The organism is Acutalibacter sp. LFL-21 (assembly GCF_025630755.1).
In the GTDB taxonomy this organism is placed as follows: domain Bacteria; phylum Bacillota; class Clostridia; order Oscillospirales; family Acutalibacteraceae; genus Acutalibacter; species Acutalibacter stercoravium.
On sequence record NZ_JAOTNT010000001.1, the window covers coordinates 97,165 to 112,250 of the forward strand.

Annotated in this window: 7 protein-coding genes and 1 tRNA gene; 5 read left to right on the forward strand and 3 right to left on the reverse strand. The window is 59.0% G+C overall.

Annotated features, from left to right (window positions below):
* Positions 1-217: 217 nt before the first annotated feature.
* Positions 218-631 carry a helix-turn-helix transcriptional regulator gene (locus ODJ80_RS00450; RefSeq protein ID WP_263040453.1) on the reverse strand — a complete coding sequence of 138 codons (414 nt, stop codon included), beginning with the start codon at positions 629-631 and terminating at the stop codon, positions 218-220.
* Between the two features lie 313 nt (positions 632-944).
* Between ODJ80_RS00450 and ODJ80_RS00455 the strand changes: the two genes are divergently transcribed.
* A tRNA-Gly gene (locus ODJ80_RS00455) sits at positions 945-1,018 on the forward strand.
* 283 nt (positions 1,019-1,301) lie between these two features.
* Here the strand turns inward: ODJ80_RS00455 and ODJ80_RS00465 are convergent.
* Positions 1,302-10,436 carry an S-layer homology domain-containing protein gene (locus ODJ80_RS00465; RefSeq protein WP_442863872.1) on the reverse strand — a complete coding sequence of 3,045 codons (9,135 nt, stop codon included), beginning with the start codon at positions 10,434-10,436 and terminating at the stop codon, positions 1,302-1,304.
* Positions 10,437-10,502: 66 nt separating this feature from the next.
* On the opposite strand from ODJ80_RS00465, the gene ODJ80_RS00470 reads away from it, so the two are divergent.
* Positions 10,503-11,099 (forward strand): ATP-binding protein, encoded by a 597-nt coding sequence (locus tag ODJ80_RS00470; protein ID WP_263040454.1) that lies wholly within the window; start codon positions 10,503-10,505, stop codon positions 11,097-11,099.
* Positions 11,100-11,185: 86 nt separating this feature from the next.
* Here the strand turns inward: ODJ80_RS00470 and ODJ80_RS00475 are convergent, their stop codons facing one another.
* On the reverse strand, positions 11,186-11,938 hold the full coding sequence (locus ODJ80_RS00475) for a LytR/AlgR family response regulator transcription factor (RefSeq protein ID WP_317619850.1): 753 nt from the start codon (positions 11,936-11,938) through the stop codon (positions 11,186-11,188).
* 305 nt (positions 11,939-12,243) lie between these two features.
* Between ODJ80_RS00475 and ODJ80_RS00480 the strand changes: the two genes are divergently transcribed.
* The 3 genes from ODJ80_RS00480 (at position 12,244) to ODJ80_RS00490 (ending at position 15,053) form a co-directional block, all read left to right on the forward strand.
* A complete protein-coding gene (locus tag ODJ80_RS00480) occupies positions 12,244-12,528 on the forward strand; it encodes a hypothetical protein (protein ID WP_263040455.1) in 285 nt (94 codons plus the stop codon).
* Positions 12,529-12,685: 157 nt separating this feature from the next.
* Positions 12,686-13,948: an aminopeptidase P N-terminal domain-containing protein gene (locus tag ODJ80_RS00485; protein WP_263040456.1), complete on the forward strand. Its 1,263-nt coding sequence runs from the start codon at positions 12,686-12,688 to the stop codon at positions 13,946-13,948.
* A 10-nt stretch (positions 13,949-13,958) separates the two neighbouring features.
* Complete coding sequence (locus ODJ80_RS00490) at positions 13,959-15,053, forward strand: ethanolamine utilization protein EutH (RefSeq protein ID WP_263040457.1); 1,095 nt, start codon at positions 13,959-13,961, stop codon at positions 15,051-15,053.
* The last annotated feature ends 33 nt before the right edge of the window (positions 15,054-15,086 follow it).

Genomic DNA, 15,086 nt, shown 5'->3' on the forward strand with positions numbered 1-15,086 from the left:
TTTCGAGATGTCTCAACTGGAACGGCCTGAACCGTCGGAGTCTGTCACTCTATCCAGCTGAGCTACGAGCGCATATATCAGGAAAAACGCAATATAGCGTATTCCATCCTGTAAAAACTTGAACAACGTGCGCCTTTAAAAGGCCTCTTTAGCTTACACCCAATTCCACGCGAAAAAAGGCGAATTTTGACGAACAAAAAAACTTTTGTGAACCCCGCTACTCCTCGTTGCGAAGTTTCTTCCTTGCCTTGACCCAATCCACCGTCTCTTCCACGCTGACCTTTTGAGAGGCGCGCAACAGGGCAATCAGCTGTTTTTCCTCCGCAGAAAGCTCTCCGATCCGGCTGGGATCCGGCATAGCTTTCTTTGGGCAACGCTCCCGGTCTGTCAAAAGCATTGGCGCAACGGGCTCTTCCTCAAAGAAAAACTCAATGGGAGCTCCGCAGATACGGGCAATCCTTCCCAGCGTTACAGGGTCCGGCGTGGTTTTTCCAGTTTCGTAATACGTATAGGTTGCTCGGTTTACATTCAAAGCATCCGCAATGTTTTGCTGCGAATACCCTGCCTGCAGCCGGGCCTGCCGAAGCCGGTCCGCCAAAAAGCCATTGGAGCCGCCAAAATTTCTACCCATAATTACGATCCCAGCGCCCTCCTCCTGTATCGTCTGTTTTCTACAGCGCCCTCAGATCACACAGGCTGTCATGCTTAGTATGTCCCGAGCTCTGTCAAACAACCGCTCAGAAAAGGCTTTCCATGTAACGTGCGGAATTTATTATATACCAGTTTTGATAGAAAAGCCAGCGTTTCTTCAAAGTTTAATTCTATTGTGAACTATATTCACTTTTCTGGCAGATCCTTCCCGCGCGAAAAAATTTCCCAGGCGCATTGACTTTTCCTAGTTTAGGACTTATAATAGAAAAGTCCCAAATGTCTAGGGATGTTTTGCGGGCGTAGTTCAATGGTAGAACATCAGCTTCCCAAGCTGAATACGAGGGTTCGATTCCCTTCGCCCGCTCCAGCGGCAAACTGCCGCTCCCAAGTCGCGAATCTCACTTTGTGGGGTTCGCGATTTTTCTTGCCCGCGTTTTTCATTGATATCTATTTTATCCCTCCAACCCACCAGGCTGAGCCTGGACGCAAGTCGCGTTCCAGAGCTCGGCTGTTTTTTGCCTTACGGCTCACGTTTGTAAAGAATGCCTATTTGGTCATCCTAACCCAGGGGTTGCACCCCAGGCAAATCGCGAACTTCACCTTGTGAGGTTCGCGATTTTTATTTCCCGCGTTTGCGCATGAAGTGAAATTCAGGGGCTTTGGGAAGCACGGAAGGGGATGTTCCGGCACCCCCTACCATTTTTCGTGAACCATCGGGAAAAATTCCGCAATCCGAAGCGCGCTGCTTCGTCCCTCTGATTTTGAAAAGGGCCACCACCGGACTGTGTTGGTGGCCCTTTTTTCATACTTTTCTCAGCCGGATCGCCATGTACTCCTTCCCGGGCAGGGGTACCCGGAAGCTGCCGGAGAAGATACCCAGGTCGGTGACGGTCATCTCCCAGGTGTCGATGACCTCCACCCGCCAGGAAACGCCCTGTGACAAAACAAAAAATGGCCCCCGAAAGAAGCCATTTTTTGTGTATGCAAAAGGTTTGCTTGTTTGCGAAACTCTGATCAAACTGGGCCAGAATGCTGGCTGCCTGGGCCCGGGTGGCGATGCCGCCGGGAGCCAGGGTGCCGTCCTCGTTGCCGTTGATCAGGCCGTTGCCGTTGGCCCAGCTCAGGGCGGTTTCCGCCCAGCTGCTGATGGAGCCAGCGTCCGGGAACTGGGTCAGGTCGCCAGCAGCCGTCAGGTCGTAGCCCTTGAAGCGGGCGTACTTGTACAGCATCACGGCGAACTGCTCCCGGGTCACATTGCTGTCGGGGTCGTACAGACCGCCGCCAATGCCCGCCACGATGTCGTTCTGGGCGGCCCAGGTGATGGCGTCCACAGCCCAGTGGCCAGAGGTCACGTCGGTAAAGGTGGAGTCGCCGGTCACTGCGGGCTTGCCTTCCAGATTGTAGAACAGTTGGGCGGCCATAGCCCGGTCAAGCAGCATGTCAGGCTCGAAGGTGGTGTCGCTGGTGCCGGCCATGATGCCGTTCTCATAGACATAGGCCATGGCGTCATAGAACCAGTCCTCCCCTTCCGTCACGTCCGTGAAGGGCCAGGTGGGCTCTTCCGGCTCGGAGGGAGTGCCGCCGCCGGGATTGACCGGCGCCTCATATTTGGTCCAGCTGATGGCGAAGGGCGACAGGCTGTTTACATGGAAGTGCAGGCCGTCGGACTCCTTGCGCACGTCCTCGATAATGTCCACCCGACCAGCATTTTCGCCTGTGGTCAGCATGTGAGCCACAGTAAAGGTGTCGTTGGAAGTGGCTTCCGTATTGATCGTATCATACGGAACGACCACATCCACGCCGCCTTCGGGCATTTCGGTGACGACTACCCACTGACTGCCGTCCCAATACATCAGGGCGATGTCCATGTAGGTGATGCCGTCATAGCTGCCAGTGATGGCCGTGCTCAGAAGAGTTTGGATTTTGTCTATGGAATCAATTCCATTCTTTATAAGGCTCTCGGGAATCTTGTAGTTCTCCAAACCGTCCGTGATCACCAACTGGTGAGCCTCGATATCCGTTGTGATCTTGCCATTCACGTTCTGGATGGTCACGGTGTAGCTGCCGTCGCTGTTGCGGATAGCGGTGACGGAGTCACAGCCAGCAGCAGTCCCGGTTTGTTCCAGGCAGTCATAGCCGTTGATGACCAGCTTGCTAAAGTTGGCGTAGCCGCCTTCCACGTTCAGCCCAACGGTAAAGGTCACATCGCCGCCTTTTCGGATCTCGTTCGTAGGTGCACCCTCGTAGGTCTCGCCGGGAGTACGCACCACGCCGGTAATGGTGTAGCCGGCGCCGTTTTCGGGAATGAGGTAGCCATTATACACCTCGAAGAAAACGCGTACAGTTAGAGCGCTGGTCAGGTTCTCTACCGTCAGGGTGTTCTGGTAGGGGCTGGTCATGCCGTAGGCTGCCATGTTGCCCCGAGTAACTTCCTCTCCGTTTACCGTCCACCGGGCCACCATGTACCCCTCCTCTGGCGCGGCGGTGAAGACCAGCTTGCTGCCGCCCAGCACCTGCACAGTGGTGTCGCTGGCGATGCTCTCGCCGTTTGCCGTTGCCGAAACAGTACCACCGGAGCCTTCCACAGCATAATTCACATCATAGCGCACGGCGCCGGTGAAGGAGACGGCAATTGTATGGGCCGCTGTTACATTGGTCAAGGTCAGGGTGGTCCTATCCGCGCTGACGCCTTCGGTAACGGGCTCGCCGTCCACCATCCATTCATTGACGTGGTAGTACTGGTCCGGCGCGGCGGTGAAGGTGATACTGCCGCCATGGGACACGGTAACGCTCCCATTTTCGCCGCCGGGCACAGAGATCGTGCCGCCGGAACCAGCAACCGTATAGGTCAAAGTGTAATCCGTATCCACCAGCTCAAAGAGCGCCTCGATTTGATAGCTTGAGACAGCAGGGTCCGCAGCCTGGCCGTTGGGAACGGTCCAGGTGAAGGTTTCATCGCTTTCTCCATTCTGGGGTTCGCCGTTTACGGTCCATCCGGTGAGTTCATAGCCGTAAGCAGGCTCGGCTGTGAAGCTCACCTCGGTGCCGCCCCGGATATCGGCGCTGGTGCCGGTGTAACCATCGGCCGTGACAGTGCCCCCGGCAGCGCTCCAAGAGACCGCATAGGTCACTTGCTGGAACTCCACAGAGATGGCCGCGCCGGTGTTTGCGCTCTGCGACGTGTAGGTGAAGGTGTTCTGCCCTTGCGTATTTTCGATTCTCTCGCCATTGACGCTCCAAGAAGCCACTTCATACCCCGTCTCGGGCTGCGCGGTGATGGTCACGGACGCGCCTTCGTCCAGGGTAAAACCGGTCTCCATGTTGTCAATCTGGTCCACACCGCCTGCGATGGCGCTGGTGATTTCACCATTTTCTCCCGCAGAGATGGTGACCTTGTCGCCGATCTCGCGGAACTGGACAGTAACGGTTGTATCAGCCGTCAATTCGGACGCGCTCAGGGTCAGCGTGTTGCTGGTGTTGCCTGCCTGCACCTCGCCATCGACCTGCCACTCCTGCACGATATAGCCATTCTCCGGGCTGGCGGTAAAGGCGGCGGTGGAGCCGTCGTAGGCAGTGTTTCCACTGACAAACTCGCTGTTCTCATAGCTATCCATGCCCTTGCGCTCCACAGAGGCGGACAGAGTGCCGTTTGTGCCAGAGCCGTTCCCAATGGTGTCCACTACATAGTAACCGACGGTGTAGGCGGCAAGCTGTTCCCAAACGGGAACGATCGTCACATCGCTCTGCACATTGTCAATGGTATAGGTCATGTTGTCGGTGGTGGCGCCGGAACTGTCTGTGTAGCTCACATCTACACCGTATGTTGCCTCCATTGCACCTGCATTCACCACATAGCCGGTAGCGGGCGCCAGCGTAACGGAAATGCCGGTGCCAGTGTACACATAGCCGTTCTCAGAGGGTTGAACGGTTTCGCCGTCCAAGGTGTACGTCACATCAACAGTGCCGTTTGAAACTTCATTAACGGTGACAGAGGGCTTCTCCCGCACCACCACGTTGACGGTGGTGTCAGCAGAGGGGTTCTCCAGGGTGTAGGTGAGCCGGTCGCGGCCCTCCTGCACCGTATCTGTGTTGACCTTCCATTCCACCACTTCATAGGCTTCCGCCTCTGTAAAGGTGAAGTCCACATTCGTGTAAGAGGGGTATTCCGTTCCGGTTTCCAACGTGACGCCATTGGACGTGGCTGTCAAGGTGCCGCCGGTCACAGGGGAACTAGTATCGTCCACCACGCCAAAGGTCAGCGTGTAACGGTTGGAGCCGCCGCCGCTGGCCACAATGCGGACGTTTGTATCCGCCTGCACGTTGTACAGGGTGTAGCGGTTGGCGCTGGCGGAGACCGTCTCCCATTCCCCTTCGCCGCGCTTCACTTCCCATCTCTGAATGACCACGCCCACAGAGGGCTGGGCGGTAAAGGCCACATTGCCGCCCTTGGTCACTTTGCCATCCGTCAATCCTTCCACGGTGACAGCCACACCCGAAACGGGCTGGTTGTTTTCATCCACGACTTCATAGGAGACAGCGTACTGCTCCTCGGCTGCGAACGTCACTTTGACCTCGGTGTCCTCGGTGATCTCCCGTTCCAAAGTGGTTCCGGTGTAGTAGGTGCCGTCAGGGTTCTGTTCCATCCGGCCGTTGACAACCCAGCTCTCTACCACATACCCCTCGTTGGGCGTGGCGGTAAAGGTCGCGGTGCTGCCGTGAGCCACGGACACGCCGCTGTTCAGGCTCTGGCCGTCCTGCTGGGCGGTCACAGTGCCGTTGGGCGTCGATTCATCCGCAGAGAAGGTCACGGTGCGGTTCTGGCTGGTAAAGGCGGCCTGCACCTGCAAAACAGGGGCCGCGTCTTCACCGGAGGCCTCGCTCTCCCCTTGGACCGCTTGGATCAACGCCTCCAGGCTGGAAACGCGCAGGATGGCGGCGCTCTCTGTCTCGGTAAAGGTCACAATGCCTTGGAACGCCTCATCCTCCCATGCAACGGCCGTTCCGTTCAGGGTCACGGTCCACTCCGCAAACTGGAAGCCAACGGCAGGCGTGGCAACAAAGCGGAGCCCATAGCTCACGGGAATGGAGGCCCCGCTGACAAATCCGTACTCGGAATTCTCCACATACTGGGCCTGCAGCGTTCCGTTTTCCCCAGCGGAATAATTGACGACCGCGGAATGGCTTAGGTAGGTGATCTCCCCGCTTGCCAGGGTGATGTTGTACTTGCTCTGAAGCTCCGCTGCCGCGGCGGCTCCCTCCCCATCACTCTTATAGCTGAGAGTCACATCGTACACGCCGCCCACATCCCGGATGGCCCCATCGCTTCCATACAAGTCGCATTGGACTGCAATGGCCCGCTCCAAAAGAGCTTGGTCCTCCTCTAAAAATCCGCCGCTTGCGGTCAATTGAATCTCGTCCAGTGCCGCGGGGACGGTTTCGTCCTCCATCCCCTCCCAAGCGGGGGCAATGGTGATATCGGCCCGGGCCACTTCCAGCTGGGCCGTGGCCACTTGGACTCCCCCAAGAGAGGCGGTAAAGCGGTAGGTCCCCGCTGCCTGGGGCCGATAATAGGCACTGCCCTCTATCGCGGCCGCATCCTCATCGCTGCCGCTCAAGTTCAGGACTGTGTAAGAGACATTGTCCTCAACATCCTGCCATGAACCACTGGGAGAGGTCACGGTGCCGCCATTGGCGGTTGCTGCTGTACGGCTCTGCAGAGTCAAAGCCACGCTGCTTCCGTCGTACACCATGGAAGAGGCGGGCGCGCTGCCTTTGCTCACCACCAACCGGTATTCAGTTGTAGCCCCTTCGGAGACACTCCCTGCGTAGTAGTACAGGGCGGCGCTGGTGCTGGAGGCGGCGGTCTCCGTCGCCTGGGCGGTGGCCGTAACACGGTACATCCCAGGGACAGCCGCCTGCCAGGTGGCCCTCCCATCCGCGCCGGCCTGCACCGATTCCGACCCGCCGGTGGTCAGGTTGGCAAAGGTAAACAGGATGCTGGTATCCACCGTAGTCTTCGCGGCCACGGTGATCTCTGTGCCGCCGTAAGAGGCGGTTGTGGTGCCGGTCTGCTCCTGTGTAACCGTCTCCCTTTCCACCGTCAGGCCGGTGCTGCCGGCGTACAGAGTTTTCTGCCCTTCTCCGTTCGTGGCGTAAAGGCCCGTATCCGCCTCGCCCCAGAACACCGTGGGGGCAGAAAGAGCGCCGCCGCTCACTGCGTAGGTAACATAGCGGTCATCGTCCGCGCCGGGGCCGTCAGAACCTTCCTCCGCGGCGTTGACGATCAGAACTCCCTCACCGCTGCCCACATACACATAGCGCAGGGCTTCTTCCTGCTGCGGTGTTAAGTCGGCAGGTTCAAAGGTATCGCCTGGCTTTGCGAAATACTGCGTGTCAGCATTTTCCTCTTCTCCTGTGGGCACTAACATCCAATATTCCGTAAAGGTGGTGGAGCTATCTTCTGTTTTTACCAGTGCCATGCGCCGGTAACCAGTAGAGGGGGCGGTTTCAATGGTTCCATCATATCCCTCCGGCACCATATACTCTTCGATGCCACTTCCGCTGGCTGCGGCGGTAACCCACTTCGTGCCGCCCAGCGTCAGCTTATCGCCCACGGTATATGCGGCGCTGCCCTCTGCCGTTTCTGTTTTTGTAACCGCATAATACACGGTCTCGCCCTCATCGGTGCCCACGCCCACATAGACAGGGGTACTTTCTTCCCCTGCAGTGTAGGAATACACCTTCAGGGCGGGATAGCTTTCTCCAGCGGGGATGGCCACATCCTGTTCCACTTCACCGGGAGTGCTGGTTGTAGTGGTAATGCTGTACCCGGCGTTGCCTGTGTAGGGATCGTCCAGGCTTCCGGCTGCACGGTCATCTGCGCTGCCGCTCAGGCTGAGAGAGGTTTCCGTGCTGTCCAGAGAAATCTCCAGCGTAACGGCATCGCTGTAATAATCGTTGGGGGTGGCGTCTGAAGTGGGAACGGTCACCCTGCAGCGCAGCCTCGCGCCGTCCAAAGAGCTGTCCAAGCCTGTGAGACGCAGGCTGTTTTTGTCAACCTCTACCGATTCGATCCCCTCTTCATTGGCCGATAGGTTTGTCCAGTTGGAGATCCCGTCCTTCCAGTTATCGGGCCGGAGGATCTGCCACTGATAGCTGGTGTTGTATTGGTAGTTCGCCGTCACAATGGCCTCCACGGAAAGGTTCACTTCCGCGCCGCTGGTGGGGTAGCTCCCATTGTCCTGCGCTCCGAAAAGCAGAATCTCCACATCCGCGGCGTTTTCCGAGCGTGTCATCACCGTCAAGCGGGAACTGTCCACCGACTCCTGCTCGTCTCCGTCCTCCTCATAGGCCACGCCCCGCACCACATAGGTGTAGGGTTCTCCTGGAAGGAGCCCGCTCAAGGTGTACTCATAGGTACTGCCGCTGACCGCGCTCACCAGCACATAGACGCCATCATCTGTCAAGCGGTAAATTCGGTACTGCTGGGAGAAGCGGGTCCCCGGTTCCCAGGTGATGGTGGCGGTGGTTTCGGTCACATTGGAAACCTGCAGGTTGGTGCCGGGGGAGGGCGGCGCCACCACGTCCCGCACCAGATACCCCAGCATAGGCACATCGTACCCATTGAGCTGCGTGGTCCAGGTGGCAAACCTCCACTGGAAGTCATAGCCGTTTTCCTGCTGGCCGGTGACAGAGCCGGACATCAGCGTGCCCTGGCCCGAGGACCAGGAGATCCCGTGGGAATACTGTACGCCGGCCTGCCCGCCCAGCTTGCCTCCAAACACCTTGCCCCAGAGGCTTCCCTGGATATCCAGCTCATAGGTAAAGTCGTTTTCACTGGTTTGAGTGGTTTCAATACTCTGTTCCACTGTGCCCTGCCCGCTGTATTGGATCCAGCTGGGGTTAGAATCGCTGGAGCCCTCTACAGCCTCATCCAGGCCCTCGGTGGTGCTGCGGTAGCTTTGGGGGTCTCCGGGGCTGCTCAGCAGGCCGTCCGGGATGGGGTCCAAATTTTTCGAGGTGTACTGGGCCACCGCTTCGTTGTAATCCTCTACAGGGATCATGTTGACGGCGGGCAGGCCCGTTTTGGTGATCGTCAGGGCGTTCCCGTCCTGATCCAAGTACTCATAGCCCACCACCGGGCTGCGGTAGACCACCACCAGGTTGTCGCCGGTGTCGTTGGCGAAATTAGTGGAAAAGGAGACCTCTGTGGTATTGGCAAAGCCCCAGTTAAAGCTGTTGTCAATGGTGACCTCCCAGCCGCCCCCTCCCAGAAGGGTGTCTGCCTCATATCCAAAGGTAATGCCCGCGCTAAACCCCACATTGTTGCTGTAGCCCGAGCCAGAGGTGCTGGTGGTGCCATATACGGTCTGGCTGTTGCCCGTGTCGCCGTCGCCGATCTCCCGGAAATAGGGGGGCGCCTCCAGCACAGCCAGCACACCGGGCTCACTGTAGGTGCGGTCCACCCGGTTCAGGGCAAAAATGGTGCTGTCATCCCCGGTGTCCGTGGCGGCCACTGTGATATAGCAGGGCTTTTTCGACTTGAACAGGTAATTGCCCGTTTCGCTGCAGGCCCAGCTGTCTTCCGCCACACTGCCGTCCTCATTTGTCCCGCCGCCTGTGTTATAGATACAGTACAGCTTGGAGTAGCTCTCGTACTGATAATGATACTTTTCCAGGCCCGTCACACAGAGGATCTGCTCCCGGCCCTCATCGTTGCCGTCAAAGTTGCCGGCCACCACGTCCAGAACCACCGTCTGCTTCAGCCGGTCGTTGACGGAACTGCTCCACTGGGCGTAGGAGTCCGCTTCGTCAAAGTAATAGCCCGCTATCTCCAGGTCCTTTTCCACCAGGCCCTGGTCCCCGCTCTCATAGAGGGAGCCGGAAATAAACACGGATTCCTCCGCGCCCACGCCCCGGTCCGCAAAGGCCTGCACCTGCAGCAGCCCCCAGCAGTCCTCATCGTAGGCGCCGCTGCTGGTAAAGCTGTTGGCCTCCACCTCCTGCCGGTAAAGCACCCCATACTGGCCCACCACGTTCTGGGCCATGGCAGAGCTTGAGTCCTCCGGGTCCACATGCACGCCAGTCTCCAGGGTTTCGCTCCCCTGCCCGGAAACCTGCACTGTCACAACGCCCAGGGCGTCCCCGCCGTCTTTCATTGTGATATTTCCGCCTCCCTGGCTGTCCACATAACCCGCGGCGATGATTTCCGGGTAGTCGGCGGTGGTAGTGGCGGTGGAAGCCACCACGTTGCCCACGGTGGAGGAGGCCCACACAAGGCGCCCCACATCGGCAGCGGTATTCTCACTCCCCGTGGTGACAGTGGTCAGGTCCGTGTGGAAGCTCTCATGCCAATCGGTCTTTCCGTTTGTTTTGGAATAGTCATAGATGAACAGCTGGGAGCCCAAGCGGCCATCATCCAGCTGATCGTGATAGCTGGTTTGCACGTCGTTCATACCGGCGGTGACCACCAGCTCGTCAAAGCCATCCAGGTCCGCGTCCTCCGCCACCAGGGAGACCATGGCCTGGTTCTCCCGATTCGCGCTGGGATTATAGCGGGCCGGTATGCCCAGTTCGATGGCCACGTCCCACATGACAGTGGAAACCTCCTGGATGTTTGTACCGGTTACGGAATACTCCTGGATGGTGGGAGTTTTGACATCGGGAAAATAGACCACCAACGTGTCCTTGCCGTCGCCGTCAAAGTCGCCGGCGGCCAGGGCGATGGACCCGGGCACCTGGTAGGTGTCCAGGGAGCTGAGCTGCCCGATGTTCTCCGAGTTCAAATACAGGATGTTGGTAACACGGCTGTTGTTGGCGTCCGTGACATAGAGTTCCAGCCGCCCCTGGGAGTGGAGAGCTATCAGAACATCTTAGAGCAGAACCAACGCACAGACCTGATGCGCCACGAGTGGAAAAACCAGGTTACAGCGCTGCGCCTGATGCTGGGGGAAAAGAAACTGGACGCCTTGGGCGCCAGGCTCTCTGAGCTGGAGGGGACTTTGGACCACCTGTCCCCCAAGACCTACACCCAGCACTTCGCCATCAACGCCATCCTGCAGAACAGCGCCGCCAAAGCCGCGGCCATGGGGGTGGCCTTCCATGCCCAGGCGTCCATTCCGGCAGAGGTGGAAATCCGCGAGGAGGACCTGTGCGCCCTTTTGCTCAACATGCTGGACAACGCCTTGGAGGCCGCCAGCCAGGCGGAGCCCAAAGAAGTCTGGTGCAAGCTCACCCTATCCCAGGGCTTTTTGGCCATCCAGTGTGAGAACACCTTTAGCGGCGAATTGAAGCGGGATGAGAAGGGGCGGCTGCTCTCCACCAAGCGGGAGGAGGGCCATGGCTTTGGGCTATCCCAGATGCGGGCCGTGGCGGAAAAATACCACAGCGCGCTGGATGTGAGCTGGGAAGAGGGCCGCTTTACTGTACAGACAGCTCTTAAGGCCTGAAAAGAACAGCCCTTCCGGCCAGGGCCGGAAGGGCTGTAAAACAGGAAAGGACACCCTGAAAAACGGGAACGCTCATCGGGATGGCTTTATTTCAAGTTTAGAAAGCGGACAAACTGGCGCTGCATGGATTCATAATACCCCCGGCTGACTGGGACCTGAGAACCATCCTGCAAAAGAAGCTCTCTCCGGCCGGTCTGTGCCACCCAGGCCATGTTCACCAGATAGCTGTTGTGGCTGCGGCAGAATTGATCCGGGGGCAGCAGCCGCTCCACTTCCGACAGGCTGCTGCGGAAGGTCTGCTGGCCCTCCCTCATGTGGACCACAACCCAGTGGTTCTGGCTCTCCAAATAGCGGATATCCTGAATGGGGAGCACCGTGGTCTTGTTGCCGGTACGCAGCGTCAAGGTGCGGGGCCGGTGGTGCAGGCGCAGGTCCGTTCGCAGGGCATCCTCCAGCTCCTCCCGCTGGACGGGCTTGAACAGGTATTGGATGGGCCGGACAGAATAGCCGTCCTTTAGATATTGACTGCTGCCCGTGATGAAGAGGATGCTGATGCGCTCGTTTTCCTCCCGCAGCTTCTGGGCAAATTCCATGCCGTTTTGGCCCTCCATCAGGATGTCCAGGCAGAGCAGGTCAAACGGGGCGCCGTCTGCCAAAGCCTGCGCCAGCTCTCTGGCAGAGGCAAACGCCTCCACCTGATGCTCCGGCGCCAGCTGGGAAAGCAGCTCCCGGCACATCTGTAAAAGCGCCTCCCGAATGGGCGCTTCATCTTCACATATCGCAACGCGGTAAATCGGAGATCGCCTCCCTTTCTCAGAGCAGCCCTTGCGGCGGATGATGTACGGCTAATGATGATAAATAATATTGTATCACGTCCCCGCGGCGATAGCAAGCTGCGTTTGCCGCCTCATCTGGCAGGTCAAGCCCTGCCGGAACAGCCGCGTCCAAGGAAATTGTGGGCATTTCGACATTTTTCGCCCAACAGCGTCTTTCCTTCATGCTACAATACCATCAGATTCGCTGCTTCAGGAACCATTCCATCCACCGCCGCATTAGATCCTCCCTTTCACCGGAAGAGAGCACGCTCCTTGGTCTAGGAATTTCCCCAACACAGCAAACCAGCGGCAGCCAAGGAGGGAGTTTCATGGAAGACACCGGGCGTTGTCAAAAACATAGACGGGAGAGGTCCCTGCCTCCGGACCAGCAGGAATATCCGCCGGTGCCCCTTGTGAACGTGGACATGTTTGAGGATAAAGATTTTCTGGTCAACCGCCTTTATTACGCTGTGCCAAGTTTTTCCAAGGGGCGCCTTCACTGCCTGCTCTACTATGAGGAGAACACGTTCCGGAAAGAGAAAAACGGCAGCTTGACGTTGGTTCATTCGGAAATTGTGGAGGAAGGCTCCGCCACCTGCCCTTCTCCGCGATAGCTTTCCCTGGCTTTGCCAGGGTTTTTTGTTGTGCGGCTGCGGCTGGCCCTATCACCCCCTTGCATTTTGCCCGGGCGTGGAATACAATCGTACACAGCGGAAACCAGAGAAAAGCCTGCGCCAATTCATTCTCCGGCGCGGCGGAACAGGAGGAACCATGACCAAGGAATTTTTTCAGGGCAACCGGGCAAGGCTCTACGCCCAAATGAAGGAGAGCTCTCTTCTGGTGCTGTTCTCCGGCACGGAAGTGCGCAAGACAAACGATGAGTTCTACCCCTTTTACACCAACCGGAACTTTCTCTACCTTACCGGGGTGGACCAGAAGGAGACCGCCTTCATCGCCCGCAAGGACGGCCAGGGCCAGGTCACGGAGAAGGTTTACATTCTCCCCCCTGACTGGCTGGCAGAGCGCTGGACCGGAGAGCGTTTGAAGCCGGACCAGGTGCAGGAGCTCTCCGGCATCCAGCATATTGGCTATGCGGCGGACTTTGAGGGCGACCTGCACAAGCTGGCCGCCAGCGGCAGCTACCGGCACCTGTACCTGGACCTGTACCGGGTCTCCCCTGCCGACCGGGACGAGCCCGCCCATCTGCTGCTCCGGCGGGTGGCCAGCGACTACCCCTTCCTGCGGGTGGAGAACGCCAACGCCCCCATCCGCCGCATGCGCACCCTCAAGCAGCCCTGCGAGCTGGAGGCCATGCGCAAGGCCGAGGAGATCACCTGCGCGGGCATCACCTCCATGATGAAGGCCTCTAAGCCCGGCATGTACGAGTACCAGTACAAGGCGGTGTTCGACTATGCCATCGGCCAGTATGGGCCCCAGGGGCCCGGGTTCCCCTCCATCATCTCCGCGGGGAAGAACAACTTCTGCATCCACTACTACTCCTACAAAGGCCAGGCCCACGACGGGGACATGGTGTTAAACGATGTGGGCGCCTGGCACGACTATGTGATGACCGATGTCTCCCGGGGATGGCCCTGCAACGGCAAGTTCAATGAGCGCCAGGCCCTGCTGTACAACATCGCCCTGGAGACTTCCAACCACATGTTCTCCCTCATCAAGCCCGGCATGGCTATGAAGGATGTGGACGGGGAATCCCACCGGTACTGCGCCCAGCTCTTAAAGGACGCCGGGGTGCTGGACGAGGTGGGGAACATCGGCAAGTACATGTGGCACGGCGGCGCCCACCATGTGGGCTTTGACGTCCATGACGCCGTGGAGACGTCGGAAGTCATTGCCCCCAACATGGTGTTCTGCGTGGACATCGGCATCTATCACGAGGAGTGGGGCATCGGCTTCCGGGTGGAGGACAACTGCCTGGTGACCCCGGACGGCTGCGAGAACCTTTCTGTCCAGACGCCCCGCACCATCCCGGAAATTGAGGAGACCATGCGCCGGAACTTCGTGGCGTTCCAATAAGAGGCGGTCTATGAACGATGTGCTGATGATCGTCATGGCCGCCGGGGCCGTGCTGGGAGGCGTGGACCGGCTGCGGGGCAACCGGTGGGGGTTCGGGGACAAGTTCGAGACGGGCTTCATGCTGCTGGGCTCCATGGCCCTCTCCATGGCGGGGATGATCTGCCTGACGCCGGTGCTGGCCCAGTGGCTGGGGCAGGCCATTGTCCCCCTGTACCGGCTTATCGGCGTGGACCCCGCCATGTTCGGAAGCCTTTTGGCCATCGACATGGGCGGCTACCAGCTGGCCAAAGAGCTGGCGGAGGACCCCCTGCTGGGCAGCTACGCCGGGCTGGTGGCGGCCTCCATCTTTGGGTGCACCCTGGTGTTCACCATTCCTGTGGGCATGGGGATGATCCCCAAGGGGGACCGGCCCCTCTTTGCCCGGGGGATCATGCTGGGGCTGTCCGCCATGCCCGTGGCCCTGGTGGTAGGCGGCCTGTTCTGCGGTTTGCCGGTGCTGGTCTGCCTGCACCAGAACCTGCCCATTTTTGCCCTTGCGCTGCTGCTCCTTTTGGGGCTGTGGAAATTTCCCCACCGGATGGTCAAGGGCTTTATCCTGCTCTCGGAGGGCATCCGCTGGCTGGTGACCATTGGCCTGGTGCTGGCGGCTGTGGAATATATGACAGGGTGGTGCCCTTTGCCGGAGGTGGCCCCTCTGGAAGACGCCCTGGCCACAGTGTCCTCCATTGGCATTGTGCTGCTGGGCAGCCTGCCCATGGCGGAACTGGTGCGCCGCCTGCTGGTGCGCCCCTTTGCCTGGCTGGGGGAGCGCTTGGGCCTGAAACCCCAAAGCCTGACAGGTATGCTGGTGGGGCTGGTCAGCGCCCTGCCCACCCTGTCCCTGTACCAAGACATGGACCCCCGGGGGAAGGTGGCGGCAGGGGCGTTCCTTGTCAGCGGCACCAGCCTGCTGGCAGCCCACATGGCCTTCGCACTCAGCGTGGAGCCCTCCATGCTGGCGCCTTTGATAGCGGCCAAGCTCAGCGGCGCGCTCGCGGCGGTGGTCCTGGCACTGCTCTTACAGGAAAAGGGTTCCGCCCGGCCGGGGACCGGTTTGGGAAAATAGGCAGGGGTCTCCCCTCCCGGCAAGAAAGATCCG

Excerpts from the sequence above, each read along its gene's own strand:
- ODJ80_RS00450 (WP_263040453.1), bottom strand. The coding sequence starts at position 631 with ATGGGTAGAAATTTTGGCGGCTCCAATGGCTTTTTGGCGGACCGGCTT.
- ODJ80_RS00480 (WP_263040455.1), top strand. The coding sequence starts at position 12,244 with ATGGAAGACACCGGGCGTTGTCAAAAACATAGACGGGAGAGGTCCCTG.
- ODJ80_RS00485 (WP_263040456.1), top strand. The coding sequence starts at position 12,686 with ATGACCAAGGAATTTTTTCAGGGCAACCGGGCAAGGCTCTACGCCCAA.
- ODJ80_RS00490 (WP_263040457.1), top strand. The coding sequence starts at position 13,959 with ATGAACGATGTGCTGATGATCGTCATGGCCGCCGGGGCCGTGCTGGGA.